Raw genomic sequence first — 15,081 nt, 5'->3', positions numbered from 1 at the left:
GCCCGACCCGCGCATCCCCTCCCCGTCTCACGCCTCGCACTGAACTCGGCGGGCAGGTGTCGCCGGTACGACCATTGCACTCACACGGGGGGCGCACTCACCGAACGCCGGACAGCGCCCCCGGCGTGCCGTTATCACCGGAGCATGCTCAAGTCCGTGTTGCGAGGACCTGGCCGACGCGGCGCCTTGAGGCATGCGCCAATGACACGAGCGCCCCCACCGACCTCGTCGCCGGCGCTGCCCGCTCAAAACCGGGCAGCCGGCTGCCCGGACCAGAACGCCCCGTACGAGCCGGTCCCGCCATCGGCGGGGTCGAGCACCGCACGCGAACAAGGAGAGGCTCATGATCGAAGTACGAAGGACACGACTGCGGGCGGCCACCGTCACAGCCGCGCTCACGGCCGCCGGCGGGCTGCTGCTGGCAACCGCGGCGCCCGCGAGTGCCGAAGTGAAGTCCACCTGCGGCACTTACATCTGCGTCGCCACCGCCTATCAGGGCCGGGACTACGTCCAGGACATCACCGTCACCACCAGGGATGGCCTGCCGGGAACGCTCCGTGGGTTCGTCGGTGACTACCGGGGGAGCAAGGCGAACGTCGCGCGGTGGCGGTTCGTCGTCAACCGGGAGATCAGGGCGTACCCGAGGCTGGCCATCTGCGGCGGCCTCGATCGCGGTGGCCGGGTCATCGAGAACCACTGCGTGATGATCCCCTGAAGCGTGCGAGGAGGGCGCCCACTGCGCAGCCGTGCGGCACGGCTTCCCCGCCGCAGGGGAGGGCGTGCCGCCCTGGCGCGGCGGCGTGGTTCAGACCGTCGGCCTCTCTCTGTCGCCGGGCACGTCGCGTCCGCCACTCGCTCGTACCCATCCCGGACACCAGTACCGCGACGAGCTTGTCGGAGACCACCTCGTCCGGGCTCCGTCGACGGTGACATCCCAACGGATGGGTGGTGACCCGCTGCGGCAGTGACGCGAGGAACTCCTCACGGATGGGGGCGGTGATCAACGGTGGCACGACAGGCACATCTCCTCCTGCGAGCCCGGAATGCTCCCCGGCCCGGGGCGGCGGTGCCTGGTCAGCGAGTGGCGTTCTCGGCGACCGGCTTCTCCTCGGCCGCTGGACGTTGCGCTGTGGCGGGGGATCGCAGCAGGGTGGCGGCGAGGAGGAGGGCGACGGCGACGAGGCCCGAACCGATGCGGAAGGCAAGCTGGTAACCACCCGTGAGTGCCGAGGCGTTGCTCACCCCGTCACCCAGCAGGGCATCCGTATGCGAGGTGGCGAGCGTGGTGAGGACCGCGAGGCCGAAGGCGCTGCCGATCTGCTGCATGGTGTTGAACATGCCGGAGGCGATCCCCGAGTCCTGGGGCGTGGCCGCTGACATCGCGAGCGTGGCCAGCGACGGCATCGCGAGGCCGAAGCCGATGCCCAGAGGCAGCAGCGCGGGCAGGACGTCCACGGCATAGCTCCCGCCTGCCGGTACGCGGCCGAGCGCGGCGAGACCTGCCGTGACGAGGGAGAGTCCTGGAAGGAGTACGGCACGGGGGCCGAAGCGCGCGATCAGCTTGGGCGAGAGGCCGAGGGAGAGCGCGCCGATCGCGACCGAGACCGGAAAGATGCCGAGGCCGGTGTGTATCTCGTCGAAGCCGAGGACCTTCTGCAGGTAGAGCACGCACAGGAATTGGAAGCTGAACATCCCCGCCACCATGAGGGCCTGGATACCCATCGCTCCTGAGACGTTGCGCGAGCGGAACATACGCAGCGGCAGGAGCGGGTGGGCCGCCTTCGCCTGTCGGGCGACGAACCCCAGGAGCAGGGCGAGTGCCGCGGCGCCAAAGCTCAGCGTGTGCGCGGAAGTCCAGCCGTAGTCCGACGTCTCGACGATCGTGTAGACGCTGAGCATCAGTGCGGATGTGACCAGGAGCGCGCCTACGACGTCGGTCCCCTTGCCGAGGCCGACAGCGTGCTCGGAGGCGAGCACGCGTCCGGCCGACAGCGCGGCCATGATGCCGATCGGTACGTTGACGAAGAAGATCCAGTGCCAGCTGATGGTCTGCGTCAGGGCGCCTCCCGCGAGGAGGCCCATCGAGCCGCCGGCGGACTGGACGAAGCTGTAGACGCCGATGGCCTTGGCCCGCTCCTTCGGTTGTGGGAACAGGGTCACGACCATGCCGAGAGTGACGGCGGAGGTCACCGCGCCGCCGATGCCCTGGACGAACCGGGAGGCGAGCAGCGTCGCTGGGTCCTGGGACACACCGCACAGCAGCGAGGCAGCGGTGAAGATGCTCAGGCCGGCGATGAAGACGCGCTTGCGTCCGATGAGGTCGCCGAGCCGTCCCGAGAGCAGCAGCAGGCCACCGAAGGGGACCAGGTAGGCGTTGACCACCCAGGCCAGGTCCGACGGGGAGAAGCCGAGGTCCCGCTGGATGGACGGCAGCGCCACGTTCACGACGGTCCCGTCGAGGATGACCATCAACTGCCCGGCACAGAGCACGGCCAGTGCCGACCAACGTGACGTCTGTGCTGATGCGTTGATTCTTCGCACGGGGATTCCTTCCAATGGTGCACGACTTGTTACAGCAGTCATCCTCTGTAACCATGACGTGCGGCGGAAGGAGGCACTTTCATGTCACGCAGTCACACCGATGTGTCCGACCAGGTCAGCAACGAGGCGTGCCCGCTCACCGAGGTCCTCGACCATGTCGCGGGCAAGTGGAGCATCGGAATCCTCGTCGCCGCCGCACACGGGCCAGTTCGGTTCACCGAGTTGGAACGCGCCATCACAGGCATCAGCCGACGCATGCTCACCTTGAACCTGCGCAAGCTGGAACGCGACGGCCTGCTCATCCGTACCGTCTACCCCACCGTGCCGCCCAAGGTGGAATACAGCCTCACGCCCATGGCCCGCGAACTCCACGCAACCCTCGCCGGGCTCGTCGGCTGGGCAGAACGCCACCGAGCCGACATCACCGCCGCCCGCGCCACCTACGACACCGCCACGGCACCGGCCCCCTGACGCCTCTGGAGGACCCAGCCGAGCGCAGCGCGACGTCTCCCCTTCTGCCGACGAACCTGGACCGTTCGATCCGGGCCTGAGTGCTCAGCTTGCCGGACCGCCGACGAGGACCGACCAGCCGCCGTCTACCCGCAGAGTCGTGCCCGTGGCGGGGCGGAGCGCGGGGTCTGCGGCCAGTGCCACCGCGGCGGCGACATCTTCGGGCTCAAGCACCCGGCCCAGCACCGACTCGCGGGCGAGTGCAGCGCCGCGCTCGCCGGTCAGGACTTTTGCGGTGGCGGGCGTCCGGACTGCGCCGGGCGCGACGACGAGGACGCTGACGCCGTCGCGCGCGCTCTCCGCAGCGACGTGGCGGGCGAAGGTGGCCAACGCGGACTTCGCTGTGCCATGCGCAAGCCGGCCTTCGCCGACGTAGTCTGCCGCGGTGCTGCCGATGTAGATGATCCGGCCCGCGCCCTGCGCCCGCATCGGCGCGAGGACGCGCTTGGTGATGTGGAAGGCTCCAGCAAGCTCGCCGGTGACCTTGGCCGCGAAGGCCGCCCACGGCAGGTCGGCCAGCGCGGTGAAGGGCGGCGGAGCGGTATTGGCATTGACGACGACGGTGTCGATCCGCCCGTGGGTGGCGAGGATCCGGGTCACCAGCTCATCGACAGCGGTTGGGTCGGTGACGTCGGCCCTGGCGCTCGACGCGCTGCCGCCAGTGGCCTCGATGTCACGCACGACTTCCGCCGCGTCGGCAGCACCGGTGCGGTAGTTGACGATCAGGTGGTGCCCGCGCGTTCCGAGGTGCCGCGCGATGGCCGCCCCCAGGCCACGGGCGGCACCGGTGATGAGTGTGGTCGGTGACACGCTTCCTCCTTGGTCGTGAACAGGGCACTAACCTAGGGAGAGTGCTGGGGCGGCGGAAGGCGCTCACCATGTGGTGCGGTGCTCTCCCGGCGGTGAGTGCGCAGTCCAGGAGACCGGGAGAGGTGTGATGGGTGACGTGTTCCACAAGGACTGCCCGGCGCGCGAGGTGCTGGGGCACCTCGCCGGCAGGTGGACGATTCTGATCCTCACGGCACTGCTGGCCGAACCGTTGCGCTACCACGAGCTACGCACGGTGGTCGCGGGAATCAGCGACAAGAGCCTCGCGGCCACGCTCCGCTCACTCCAGCAGGACGGCCTGGTGCACCGCCAGGTCGGCACGGGGCAGCCGCCGTCCGTGACGTATTCGGTCACCGGGCTGGGCCGCGGCGCGGCAGCGGCGCTGAACCCGCTTCTGCAATGGATCCGTGCCAACGCGACGGAGATCACGGCACGCCGCGAGAAGTGACCGAGCCGTCGAACGCTGTCGAGGAGGAAAGAAGTACGCGGTCTCACGCGACTCGGACGTTCGGAGTCCTGTACCGGCCGAGCTGCGCCAGCACGCTTTGACCTGCGATTTCCTGATCGCTTCCACCAGGTCGATCAGCCGGGCGTTTTCCTGGCGCTCGAGTCGGCCCCAGAAGTGAACAGCGTCGAGCGGGAGCGTCCCACAGACGGCGGATCTGATGATCGGGAAGGCGCTGATGAGCGAGACCGTCACCGGGCACGAGGCCTTGGGAAATCGTCAGGACGCTCGGCGGCGCAGCGACTGCGCCGCCGTCCTTCAGCACGATCAGCCGAATCGCGCAGTCCTCCGAGGCTCGGACCGTCTCTCCAGCCCAGCGGATGCGCTCACCGTCGATCTCCTGCCGTGAGCAAGGTCCACCGCCCAAGGGCTCTCGACGCCCGCCGGTGGCCGGCCGTCCTCGTCCATCACCAGCCGGAAACGGACCTTCACGTCGTTCCAGCCGGATGGCGCGAGCGCCCGGCCAAGTTGGTACTGAGAGTCGGCGGTGTCGGCGATCAGCCGCCGTGGAGCCCCCACTCGTCGAGGCCGCCGTACACGTGGGCTTCAAGGCAGCGCGGAGCGTCCAAGCCGACCGCCTCGCCCCGGTAGAGGGCGATGAGCGAGTCCTTGCCCCGCCACCACGTGTCCGTAACGCCCTGTACCTCAGGCACCGGCTCGAAGCCGACGAGGTCCAACGACTCGACGGCCTTCCCCTTGATCCTCGTCACGGTCTTGGCCCAGCGACCGGCGTGGGCGGCGAGCGCCAAGGACTCCACCCATCCGTCTGTGCTGGCATGCAGCGGTGTCCAGCGGTAGGCATCGATGCCGAATGCGCCGTCGGAGCCGATCCTGAACCCGTAGGCCATGGACACCCGACAGCTTCCCGCCCGAAACGACCAGCCCTCGTCGGTCGAGCCCTCGGGGCAGCCGGCGCCCAGGATGCGCGGACCGCCCTCGTAGAACGGGGCAGGCGGCAGCGCAAGACCGCCCCAACGGTCCTGGAAGACCGCAGCCCGGTCGATCTCCACGGCCGGGGCCCCGTGCTCGATCCACTTCCGTCGATGCTGCCCGAGGCCCCGCCGAGGAACTCGAACGCTATCCACCTCGACGAACCTTCTGGCCCTGGCGGTCAGGCCGACCGGCGCGACCGGGATGGGCGATATGGAAGTGGCGGCCGTCATGGTGCCGGAGTCTAACGGCGGTTCGGTCGCGATTCGGATGTCAGCCATTGCGACCAGGTGGCATCCACCGCGACCAGTCACGCGTACTTCGTGCCGGTCCGACCCGCGCGGCCGTTGTCAGTGGCCTCTACCAGGGCTCCTCGGTCACCACCATGATCGGGAGAGACTATGGGCACTTGGGACGTCGGCCCCTTCGACGACGCCACCGCAGCGGATTTCTACGCGACACGGCGCAGCATCGCCACCAAAGACGTCACGAACACCATGCGGATCAAACAGCCCGCATCATGGAAGCGCGAGGTCAGCGATGTCGGCGATGTCAGTGCCTGGCCGTAGCCTGCGGGCGTGAGTACAGCACTGACCCAGTCCTACGCCTATGCGGACGCCTCCGCGGTGCGGGAATCGGCATCCGGCCGCAGCCTCGCCCTGGAAACCTCGGGCGGTGCCACACCTGGCGGTGAGCAGGCCAACCCCCGCTTCTTCGACGGGTTCCTGACCGCCCCGACCGCCGCGGCCACGGCACTCCTCGCGGTCGCGGACGTCGCGGCCACCCGCTACTACCGGCCCAGCTCCGCCGCCTCGCTCGACCCGGTGGTCACCGCCAACGGCGACCGCCTGCGGATGGAGTCCTTCTCCGGCTGCTGCGGGGTCTACGCGCGTCTGGACGTCCTCGCTCCCGGCCTCGACGGCGACGATGTCGGCCACGGCACCACGAACGTCGACATCAACGTCCCGCTGCGTCAGGCTCTCGCCAAACTCGGCGGCCTCGACCCGCTTCACCTGCGAGTGGGCCCGGAAGAGGTGGAGGCCATCACCTTGGACGGCCATTTCGTGGAGAAGAAGGTCCCCCTCCCACAGCGCTGGCTGCGCGGCTTCGCCGAGGCCCAGGTACTCGGGGCCGGCTTCGCGCTGCGCGCCGAGGTGCCGCCCGCGCAGGCGGCAGCCGTCCTGCGTTCTCTGCCACGCCTCGCCCTCGGCTCCCGTGCCCGCACCGCGCGCTGGGTCGTACCCACCGGGCGCACCCTGCGGCCCGTCAGCAGACCGGCTCCCGGAGCCCTTTGCCTGCCCGGCGCCGAGCGGCTGACCGGCCTGATACCCGTGCTGCGGCACGCGACCGTTGTACGGCTCTACGCCCCTGAGACTGCCAAGGGCGAGGGCACGGCCGTCGCCTGGGAGGTCGGGCTGCCCGGCATGAGGCTGACGCTGCTGCTCTCGCCGAGCGCCTCGCGCGGGTTCTCCGGGGACGGCGGCGTCCTCGACGACCTCGCCACCGGATCCGCGGCGCGCGACGCCGAGCAGGTGGCGGAACTCCTCGCCTGGGAGCCGACGTTGGACGTAACCATGCTGGCCCCCCAGGCCGGCCTTGCGCCCGAACGGGTCCGCGCGGCACTCACGGTGCTCGGGACCTCGGGGCAGATCGGCTACGACCTCGCCGAACAGACGTACTTCCACCGTCACCTGCCCTTTTCAGCCGGTGACGCGGAGGCCCGCAACCCTCGGCTCCGCGGTGCGCGGACCCTGGTCGCGGAGGACGCCGTCAGGCTCGACGGCGCACTCGCCTGGGTCGGGAAGGACGACCACACCCACATGGTCCGCGTCGACGACGCGGGCCGGTCGAGCTGTACCTGCCTGTGGTGGGCGAAGTACCAGGGCGGACGCGGACCGTGCAAGCACGTGCTCGCGACCCGCATGGTCCGCGACGACATGACGAAGGAATCGGCATGATGAACCTGATCGAACTCGTGGAAGCCGGTGACGTCCAGGGAGTGCTCGGGGCACTCCGTGAACTCACCGCGGAGCAGCGAGCCGCCCAGGCCGCCCCACTCGAAGCCCACTTCGAGCCGGGGCTTGGCAACAAGTGGGTCATCCCCAGCCCGCAGTGGCAGGCCCTGGCCGCCGCCCGCATGGGGAGCAGACCCAGACCCCGGGACGCAGTGGACTGGTTGGTCAACGCCGACTACTTGACCTTGACGTGTGGCTGGATGGTGGACATCACGAACCTCTACTCCACCGAGTGGCGCGCGGAGCTGGTCGCCTGCATCGCCGCGCAGTCGTGGTGGGGAAGCCTCCACAATGGCCTGCTGTTCGAGTTGGCCGAGCACATCATCCTGGACACCGGCTGCCCCCTGCCGACCTCCGACGAGTTCATCAGGCAGTGGCTGATGAACCGGGCCGAGCGCCGTTGGCGGCCCGGGCGCCCCGACCACGTGCTCGGCGGCCCGCGTGACGGCAACCTCCTCGCACGGCTGCGCAACGACCCCTTCACCCCGACACTCCTCCCGCTCGCCGTGGCAAGCCCGAAGGTCGGAGTCTCGGCCTACCGCAAGGATCTCGTCGCCTTCGCTGCCAAGGGCGTCATCGACCGGGACATGCTGATCCGGCGCACCTTCCTGGATCTCACCCGCCGCACCCCCGCGGTCCAGGTGGCGGAGAAGCTGCTGGCCGGGGAGCCCCTCAGCCCCAGCGAACAGGACCTCGTGGCACGCACCCGCGCGGAACTCGCCGGATCCCTGATCTCGGACGTGCTCCGGGGGAGTCCGCGTCCCCTCACCGACCTGCAAGCCCTCGCCCTCACCCCGGCCGAGAACGCGCCCCTGCTCCGTGACCACGTCGCGATGCTCGACCGGTCGTCCCTGATCGCCGCCTACGGTCAGGAGGTCCTCCTCGATCTCGACGGGGCGGGGCTGCTGGAGGCCGACGTCCTCACCGAGATCTGCGAACGCGTCCTGCTCCGCCCGGAGAAGAAACTGGTGGGCGCCCAGCTCGCCTGGCTGAACCGGGTGGCCAAGCGGGACGCCACCCGCACCGGCAGGATCCTGACCGACGCGGCGCTCACCTTCCAGCACTCCGACGTGGGCCTCCAGGAACGCGCTCTCAACCTGGTCGCCCGCCACCTGCCCGCCGTGACCGACGAGCAGGTGCTGTCCGACCTTCGCGAGGCCGCCGCATCCCTCAATCCGGGTCTCACCACGCGCGCCACCGAACTGCTCGGCCCGCCGGGGCAGGACGCCACCGGACCGTCTGCCGGGCCGTCCGACGAGTTGCTGCGCGACATCCTGCCGGAGATGCCCGAGCCGGCACCGGTCCGCCCCATCGACACGGCCGCCGAGGTCGCCCCCGAGGTCGCGGTGCTGCTCGCCGACCGCGAGAACGTGGTGGCCTTCGAGCGTGCTCTGGACGGCCTCGTCCGCCACGCACGCCTCGACCGCGGCACCCTGTCCAAAGCGCTCGAACCAGTCATGCGCCGGAAACGGGACCTGCCGGGCAGCCGCTGGAGCTGGACGCCCCTCGACACGCAGCTCGACGTGTACGACGTCGCGGCCGCGGTGCGCGGCGACGAGCCGAGGACATGGCACGTCCGCCTCCGCCACGAGGACCCGGACCTCCGTGCCTTCTGGGCCGCGATGGCCATCCCACCGACCGACATGCTCAAGGCGCGGCTCACCGAGGCCATCGAACTGATCGAGTCCGACGCACAGCCCTACCTGCTGGCCCTGCCGACCCACGCCAACGGGGCGGTGGACGCCGCCACCCTGGTGGAGCGGATCACCGAGTTCGAAAGCCTGGGCATCACCCCCGCACCCATCGACCTGGCCCAGGCCCTCCTGCGGGTCACCCCCACCGACGACGAGCGGGTGCGGGACGCGGCGGACGCACTCCGCTCGAACGCGGGCCGCCGGCTGGCACGGTGGCTGGACCAGGGAGGCGCACCTCACCGGGACACGACGCCCGAGAAATGGCCGGCCGACAACCCGATCGGCGCAGAGCCGGGGCGGTGGGCTCCCGCGGATCCCTGCACCGACCACGACCTGCCTCTCCCGCCGGTCGCCGCGGCCCTCCTCGGCCCCTCCGGACCGTACACCTCCGCAGGGGGTGCGTTCTGGTTCGCGCAGCTGCCGCATCACCGCGACGAGATGGCCGCACGCCTTGCGAACACAAGGAGTCCCCAGGTGGCCACGCCAGCCACGATCCCGAGTCCCCGCCTGCTCCCGCGACTGATGGAAATGCACGGCACCGCGGGCTACGCGACGCACTGGCAGATCGCGCGGCGGCTCGACGGGAACGCGAAGGAGGAGGACGCGGTAGTGGACGCCCTGCTGGTCCTCGCCGCGCAGGGGCAGCTGGACGCCCGGCTGTTCGCCGGACAGTGGCAGGCCCTGCTGCGAACTCCCGCCCGGGCCACCGCGGTACTGCGCGCGGCGGCCGAGACCGGCGCCTGGGCGACCGTCTGGTCGATACTCGAGGCCGCCCTGCCCGCCCTGCTTCGCGACAAAGCGGTCAACGGAGCGGGAGCGATCCTGGCACTGGCCGTCGAGTGCGCCGCCCGCTCCGGAGCGAAGGGCTCCATCCCCGAGGTCGACGAGATGGCCATGCGCAAAGGCTCGAGCCAGACCATGAAGAACGCCAGACTCCTGCGTGACGTGCTGCGGAGCTGAGACGGCGGCGACCCCGGCAGATCGTGGAGTCGACGTTCACCTCCCACGTGATGAGCCCGGCCGCGTCTGCGCGGGCCTGCAGCCCGGTGAAATGGGCGGTGCTTGCCCGGTTCTTGCGGCACGACGCCCCGAGGCGAGGGTCAGGTCACAGCCGGAGCAGCATTCGGTGGGCGATGCTGCTGTCCCGCAGTGGCTTCAGCGCGAGGCGCACCAGGGTCAGTGCGTTGTCGTCACCGGCGATCCGGTTGGCGCTGAGCTCACCACAGGACTGGCACTGGTGAATGATCATCCACTCACCGTCGGGTCGCACGGACATACTCAGTGCTTCCATCCGTCCACGACAAGCCGCGGCCCGGTCACCCGGGATCCGGCGGTCGACGTGCAGGCTGACCAGGCAGTTGGGGCAGTGATTGCGGTGGGTGGTGCCGGGCGCGTCCAAGGACACATCCAGTCGGCAGCCCACGCACCTGAAATCGTGTCGCCGGTGCCCTCCCTGGCGGTGCAGGACGTCCTTGTGCCGCTGTGGCCGTCGCATCCTCTGCGTACGTCTGCTGGAGTTGTTCGCTCGTCTCGGCACGGGGTCTTCTCCTTACAGGTCGCCGAATGCTTCGAGCGGGAACGGTGGTTGTGCCAGCGGGCGCACGGCCATGCGTATCAGGATGAGCTGGTTGTCGTCGGCGCAAATGGGGCTGGAGGTCAGCTCGTCGCAGTGCACGCAACGATGGATGACCATCCAGTCACCGGTACGCAGCACGGCGACGGAGATCGGCGACATCCGGCCCTGGCATGCGCTGAGACCGCCCTCGACGTGGTCGAGAACGTGCTGGGAGTGCAGGCACGACGGGCAGTGATTTCGTCGTGTGCCGTCGCCGGCGGCGGCGGATACCGTCAGGCCGCACCACACACAGGCGAAAGTGCCGGCCAGAACGGTGTTCGGGGTGTTGGAGAAGGTTTTGTTGGTACTGGACACCCGGAGGGCTCCTTGCTGAGAAGTCGGTCATGACAGCAAGAGCAGGCCGAGCGGCCTCGCCAAAGACGCCCCGTATGCCGCAGCGCGCGGGGGACTACGGGGTGCGTGGGCAGGTCAGAGCACCGGAAAGCCGCGTCCGGTAGCCGTCCGCGTGGGACGGGTCAGGAGGACGGGACGGCTGGAGCCGTGCAGCGAGGCGCGCGCGGCAAGGGCCGGGGCACAAAACTCACTCCCTTCCGGGGCACAGCAGGCCCGAGTAGTTCCGACGGAACGCCCGACAGTAGCAACGGCCCATGAGCGGGCGTCAACGGATTTTCGGACCCGCCGCCGCGGTGAACAGAGAAGATGTCGTGTGGAACCCGAGCCGGCGACGTCTGCCCCGGTTCTCGTCCCTGCGCGAGATCGTCGCAGTCGTCGAGGGGCGTCGCTCGTGCGCATGCGACCGGTGCGGGTGGTTCGGCCTTCCGGAGGGGAAGCCTGCCCCGGGTCGACATGCGCAAAGTCCGAGATGGCCGGAGCGCTGTTTATGAGACAGGTCCCGCGCTGCCCGGGCCGACGCAGAGGTTCACAGGAGATGCTAGGGTTTCTGCCGAAGTGGCGACCAGGCCACTCTTGGAGATCGGAGGAGATGCGCGATGACGGTCGTGGTGACCACCGCTGTGTGCGGTGCCCGACTCGTTCGCATCTCTCGGGTCTCGGCCTGACCTTTCCTCTGCCAGCCTCCCCTGCGTGGGAGTGGTTCCGGCACGTCTGACGTCCGGCGAGACCCCCTCTCAAGGGTCTCTTCAATTGTTTCACCCACACGCTTCACACCCATCTGCTCTTTCCCGTCCTTCGCGCGTCCCGACCTTGGTCGACTACGGCTGGGACACGGAGCGTGAGCGGTCCTTCGGTCCGTCGAGGGACGAGGGCCTGGTCCCGGGCCGTGTCGTGCGGGCCGAGCGCGGTCTGTGCGACGTCGTCGCCGAGACCGGCCCCGTCCGCGCGATGGTCCTCCCACCCTCAGACACCAGTGGCCGGCTGACGCCGTGCACCGGCGACTGGGTGGCCGTCCGGCCGGCCGGCCCGGCGACCTCCGCCACCGTGGTGGAGGTGCTGGAGCGCCGGAGTGCCGTGGTTCGCTCCAGTTCCTCGCGCACCTCCCACGCCCAGGTACTGGCCTCGAACGTCGACACCGTGGCGGTGGCCGTCTCCCTCGCCGACCCGCTCAAGCTCGGGCGGATCGAGCGGATGCTCGCCCTGGCTTGGGAGAGCGGCGCCACACCCGTGGTGGTGCTCACCAAAGCCGACCGGTCCACCGACCCCGCCTCGGCCGCGTCCGAGGTGGCCGAGGCGGCCCCGGGCGTGGAGGTGCTGGTCACCAGCGCCACCACCGGCGAGGGCCTGGACGTTCTGACCGCCGTCCTGTCGGGCACGGTCGTGCTGCTCGGACCCTCGGGCGCGGGCAAGTCCACCCTCGGCAACCGCCTGCTCGGCGAGGACCTCCTGGCCACCGGCGCGGTACGCGGCAGCGACGGCAAGGGCCGGCACACCACCGCCTGGCGCGAACTGGTGCCGCTGCCGAACGGTGGAGTCCTCCTGGACACCCCGGGCTTGCGGGGCGTCGGCCTGCACGACGCCGACGACGGCCTGGAGCACACCTTCGCGGAGATCACCGAGCTGGCCCGCGACTGCCGCTTCACAGATTGCGCCCACACCACTGAGCCGGGCTGCGCCGTGCTGGCCGCCGTCGAAGACGGCCGTCTCACCCAGCGGCGCCTCGACAGCTACCACCGGCTGCAGCGCGAGAACACCTTCGCGGCCTCCCGCACTGACGCGCGGCTGCGCGCCGAGCTGGAACGGCCGATGAAGCAGATCTCGCGCCAGGTGCGCGCCCTCAAGCGGTCCCCCCACTTCAAGGCATGACGGAAAGGAACACGGTCATGGACCTTCCCCGTATCTTCACCATCCGCGAGAGCGGCCACCGTATCCACAACCCGCTGACCGCGGACAAGTTCGCCGCCCTGGGCGAATCCCTCCGTCTCCCCGCCGGGACCCGGGTGCTCGACCTGGCCAGCGGCTCGGGCGAGATGCTGTGCACCTGGGCCCGCGACCTGGGCTTCACGGGCGCCGGGGTCGACATCAGCACGCTCTTCACCGAGCAGGCCCGGGCCCGCGCCGCCGAACTCGGCGTCGCCGACCGGGTCGAGTTCCTCCACGGCGACGCCGCCGGCCACGTCGCCGACCAGCCGGTCGATCTGGCCGCCTGCGTGGGCGCCACCTGGATCGGCAACGGCGTCGCCGGAACGACCGAGCTGCTCCAGCGCAGCCTCCGCCCGGGAGGAGTGATGCTGATCGGCGAACCCTTCTGGCGGCAGACCCCTCCGGACGAGGAGACCGCCAAGGCATGCCACGCCACCTCCATCGCCGACTTCCTGCTCCTCCCGGAACTGATCGAGCAGTTCCAGGATCTCGGGTACGACGTCGTGGAAATGATGCCGGCCGACCAGAACAGCTGGGACCGCTACGCCGCGGCCCAGTGGCTCAGCATGCGCCGCTGGCTCGACGAGAACCCCGATGACGAACTCGCCCCCGAAGTACGGGCGGAACTCACCACCGAGCCCGCCCACTACGCCCGTTACGGGCGTGAGTACCTCAGCTGGGGCGTCTTCGCTCTCATAAAGCGCTGACGCTCCCGTCCCGAGTGGGGTCAGGACGTCAAACCGTCCGGACCCCACTCGGAACACTTGATCACCACGACGATCAAGCCGACGGCAAGGGAGAGCCGACACCCTCCGCCTCCGTGCAGGCCCTGACCTTCTTCCGGACGGGGAAGCTCGGGGCGCTTGCAAACCTACCTATCAATAGGTAGGTTTTCAGTACAGGCAACGTCGCCACCCCAACCATCCGTGCCAACGGGCTCGGCCGGGACTTCGCCGAGCACACCGCGGTGCACCGGCTCGACCTGGAGGTGAACCCCGGAGAGGTCTATGGCCTGCTCGATGGCCTGCTCGGCCCCAACGGCTCAGGCAAGAGCACCACTGTCCGGATGCTCACCACCATGCTCCGCCCCTCCCGGGGCACCGCCCAGGTCGCCGGAGTCGACGTCTCCCGTGACCCTGGAACGCCATGCGCAGCCTGCTCACCGCGTCCTGGAGCGAGCAGAAGCTGCTGCCGGGCGCCCTCGTCGCTCTCGTCCGCCTGGTGGCGGGCGCCGCCGCGGCCCACCTCACCCTGACCCGTCGTACCCGTACAGGAGTCTGACCACCATGCCCCGCCAGAGCGACACCCGCACCCGTGCCCGCGACGAATTCGCCCGCCGACTCTCCGACTACGGCTACCTCGGCGTCTCCCTCGACGACATCGCCAAAGCCGTCGACGTGAAGAAGGCCAGCCTCTACCACCACTTCCCCGGCGGAAAACCCGCCCTGTTCATGGAGGTGGCCGACCACTACACCAAGGAAGCCTCCGCACTCCTCCAGAGCGCACTCGCCACCCCCGGCACCTTGCGCGACAAGCTCCTCGTCCTCGCCGCCTCCTACGCCACGGGCACCTACAACTCAGCGCTCAGCAACCAGATCTACTACGCCATCCGCCACCTCGAGGAGGATCAGCGCGCCGAGGTCTCCCACGCCTACGTGCGCGGCCTCATCCAGCCCGTCACCGACCTCATGGCCCAGGCGGTGGCCACGGGCGAACTACGGCAAGCCGACCCGGGGTTCCTCGCCACTGCCTTCATGGAGCTCGCCGCCACTGTTCACCCCTTGCAGGACGACTGCACTCAGGCGTCCGCCGACCGCCTGGCCCAGGATGTCGTCGACCTCTTCCTGCGAGGGGCTGGCCCAGACCCCCTGACCTGAACCTCAGCCCTCAAGCATCCGGCCAGGCCGCGTGCTTGAAGAGCTGAGGTCGCCCAGGGGAAGTACGGGACCCAGGTCGGGCCCGAACCGGGAGAAGGCGCTCGCCCTGGTCCGTCCACCAGTTCAATCGAAGCCGCCCCCAAGACGGCTGTCATTATCAGCGTGCACGAGCTCAAGCGCCTCGCGCGCAACGCGGCTGAGCTGATGCCGCTGTCCGTCGAGCTCCGAGCCGGCGGATCCAACTCGAGCTGCTCACCGAGGTGAGACTTCCGTGAACCAGTCCTGGCCC

General features: G+C 69.7%; 15 protein-coding genes and 1 pseudogene. 11 read left to right on the top strand and 5 right to left on the bottom strand.

Features of this window, described 5'->3' with window-relative positions; genetic code table 11:
- Positions 1-343 precede the first annotated feature (343 nt).
- On the top strand, positions 344-715 hold the full coding sequence (locus BJ961_RS19100; protein ID WP_271413994.1) for a hypothetical protein: 372 nt from the start codon (positions 344-346) through the stop codon (positions 713-715).
- A 359-nt stretch (positions 716-1,074) separates the two neighbouring features.
- Here BJ961_RS19100 and BJ961_RS19095 read toward each other — a convergent pair whose 3' ends face one another.
- Positions 1,075-2,469: an MFS transporter gene (locus tag BJ961_RS19095; protein WP_381161393.1), complete on the bottom strand. Its 1,395-nt coding sequence runs from the start codon at positions 2,467-2,469 to the stop codon at positions 1,075-1,077.
- 153 nt (positions 2,470-2,622) lie between these two features.
- Here BJ961_RS19095 and BJ961_RS19090 point away from each other — a divergent pair, with 153 nt between their 5' ends.
- Positions 2,623-3,012 (top strand): winged helix-turn-helix transcriptional regulator, encoded by a 390-nt coding sequence (locus tag BJ961_RS19090; protein WP_271413992.1) that lies wholly within the window; start codon positions 2,623-2,625, stop codon positions 3,010-3,012.
- 84 nt (positions 3,013-3,096) lie between these two features.
- Here the strand turns inward: BJ961_RS19090 and BJ961_RS19085 are convergent, their stop codons facing one another.
- A complete protein-coding gene (locus BJ961_RS19085; protein WP_271413991.1) occupies positions 3,097-3,861 on the bottom strand; it encodes an SDR family oxidoreductase in 765 nt (254 codons plus the stop codon).
- 127 nt (positions 3,862-3,988) lie between these two features.
- On the opposite strand from BJ961_RS19085, the gene BJ961_RS19080 reads away from it, so the two are divergent.
- Positions 3,989-4,327: a winged helix-turn-helix transcriptional regulator gene (locus tag BJ961_RS19080; protein WP_271413990.1), complete on the top strand. Its 339-nt coding sequence runs from the start codon at positions 3,989-3,991 to the stop codon at positions 4,325-4,327.
- A 554-nt stretch (positions 4,328-4,881) separates the two neighbouring features.
- Here the strand turns inward: BJ961_RS19080 and BJ961_RS19075 are convergent.
- Positions 4,882-5,547 (bottom strand): hypothetical protein, encoded by a 666-nt coding sequence (locus BJ961_RS19075; RefSeq protein ID WP_271413989.1) that lies wholly within the window; start codon positions 5,545-5,547, stop codon positions 4,882-4,884.
- A 168-nt stretch (positions 5,548-5,715) separates the two neighbouring features.
- Between BJ961_RS19075 and BJ961_RS19070 the strand changes: the two genes are divergently transcribed.
- The 3 genes from BJ961_RS19070 to BJ961_RS19060 are packed head-to-tail and all read left to right on the top strand — an operon-like array spanning position 5,716 to position 9,983.
- Positions 5,716-5,883 carry a hypothetical protein gene (locus BJ961_RS19070; protein ID WP_271413988.1) on the top strand — a complete coding sequence of 56 codons (168 nt, stop codon included), beginning with the start codon at positions 5,716-5,718 and terminating at the stop codon, positions 5,881-5,883.
- A gap of 9 nt (positions 5,884-5,892) precedes the next feature.
- Entirely contained in the window at positions 5,893-7,272 is a 1,380-nt protein-coding gene (locus tag BJ961_RS19065; protein ID WP_271413987.1) for an SWIM zinc finger family protein, read from the top strand.
- A complete protein-coding gene (locus BJ961_RS19060; RefSeq protein ID WP_271413986.1) occupies positions 7,269-9,983 on the top strand; it encodes a DUF7824 domain-containing protein in 2,715 nt (904 codons plus the stop codon). Before BJ961_RS19065 ends, BJ961_RS19060 begins: the two co-directional genes overlap by 4 nt.
- A gap of 145 nt (positions 9,984-10,128) precedes the next feature.
- Here the strand turns inward: BJ961_RS19060 and BJ961_RS19055 are convergent, their stop codons facing one another.
- Both BJ961_RS19055 and BJ961_RS19050 read right to left on the bottom strand, forming a co-directional pair.
- On the bottom strand, positions 10,129-10,518 hold the full coding sequence (locus tag BJ961_RS19055) for an RNHCP domain-containing protein (RefSeq protein ID WP_271413985.1): 390 nt from the start codon (positions 10,516-10,518) through the stop codon (positions 10,129-10,131).
- A gap of 54 nt (positions 10,519-10,572) precedes the next feature.
- The gene (locus BJ961_RS19050; RefSeq protein WP_271413984.1) at positions 10,573-10,953 is read right to left on the bottom strand and encodes an RNHCP domain-containing protein; all 381 of its coding nucleotides are present in this window, start codon (positions 10,951-10,953) and stop codon (positions 10,573-10,575) included.
- 849 nt (positions 10,954-11,802) lie between these two features.
- On the opposite strand from BJ961_RS19050, the gene rsgA reads away from it, so the two are divergent.
- From rsgA to BJ961_RS19025, 5 genes and pseudogenes are all read left to right on the top strand, one after another.
- Positions 11,803-12,858: a ribosome small subunit-dependent GTPase A gene (gene rsgA / locus BJ961_RS19045; RefSeq protein ID WP_271413983.1), complete on the top strand. Its 1,056-nt coding sequence runs from the start codon at positions 11,803-11,805 to the stop codon at positions 12,856-12,858.
- Between the two features lie 17 nt (positions 12,859-12,875).
- Positions 12,876-13,622, top strand: coding sequence for an SAM-dependent methyltransferase (locus BJ961_RS19040; RefSeq protein ID WP_271413982.1), 747 nt, complete (start codon positions 12,876-12,878; stop codon positions 13,620-13,622).
- 260 nt (positions 13,623-13,882) lie between these two features.
- Positions 13,883-14,035: pseudogene (locus BJ961_RS19035) on the top strand (ATP-binding cassette domain-containing protein); the annotation flags it as partial.
- A 26-nt stretch (positions 14,036-14,061) separates the two neighbouring features.
- Positions 14,062-14,196: a hypothetical protein gene (locus tag BJ961_RS19030; protein WP_271417286.1), complete on the top strand. Its 135-nt coding sequence runs from the start codon at positions 14,062-14,064 to the stop codon at positions 14,194-14,196.
- 5 nt (positions 14,197-14,201) lie between these two features.
- The gene (locus BJ961_RS19025) at positions 14,202-14,792 is read left to right on the top strand and encodes a TetR/AcrR family transcriptional regulator (RefSeq protein WP_271413981.1); all 591 of its coding nucleotides are present in this window, start codon (positions 14,202-14,204) and stop codon (positions 14,790-14,792) included.
- Positions 14,793-15,081 lie beyond the last annotated feature (289 nt).

Source organism: Streptomyces lienomycini, from assembly GCF_027947595.1.
Classification (GTDB): Bacteria; Actinomycetota; Actinomycetes; order Streptomycetales; family Streptomycetaceae; genus Streptomyces; species Streptomyces lienomycini.
This window is presented reverse-complemented; position numbering and strand designations above follow the sequence as displayed.

Coding starts and splice junctions, on each gene's coding strand:
- BJ961_RS19055 (WP_271413985.1), bottom strand. CDS start 10,518: ATGCGACGGCCACAGCGGCACAAGGACGTCCTGCACCGCCAGGGAGGG.
- BJ961_RS19080 (WP_271413990.1), top strand. CDS start 3,989: ATGGGTGACGTGTTCCACAAGGACTGCCCGGCGCGCGAGGTGCTGGGG.
- BJ961_RS19040 (WP_271413982.1), top strand. CDS start 12,876: ATGGACCTTCCCCGTATCTTCACCATCCGCGAGAGCGGCCACCGTATC.
- BJ961_RS19070 (WP_271413988.1), top strand. CDS start 5,716: ATGGGCACTTGGGACGTCGGCCCCTTCGACGACGCCACCGCAGCGGAT.
- BJ961_RS19095 (WP_381161393.1), bottom strand. CDS start 2,469: ATGGTCATCCTCGACGGGACCGTCGTGAACGTGGCGCTGCCGTCCATC.
- BJ961_RS19060 (WP_271413986.1), top strand. CDS start 7,269: ATGATGAACCTGATCGAACTCGTGGAAGCCGGTGACGTCCAGGGAGTG.
- BJ961_RS19100 (WP_271413994.1), top strand. CDS start 344: ATGATCGAAGTACGAAGGACACGACTGCGGGCGGCCACCGTCACAGCC.
- BJ961_RS19030 (WP_271417286.1), top strand. CDS start 14,062: ATGCGCAGCCTGCTCACCGCGTCCTGGAGCGAGCAGAAGCTGCTGCCG.
- BJ961_RS19090 (WP_271413992.1), top strand. CDS start 2,623: ATGTCACGCAGTCACACCGATGTGTCCGACCAGGTCAGCAACGAGGCG.
- BJ961_RS19075 (WP_271413989.1), bottom strand. CDS start 5,547: ATGACGGCCGCCACTTCCATATCGCCCATCCCGGTCGCGCCGGTCGGC.
- BJ961_RS19025 (WP_271413981.1), top strand. CDS start 14,202: ATGCCCCGCCAGAGCGACACCCGCACCCGTGCCCGCGACGAATTCGCC.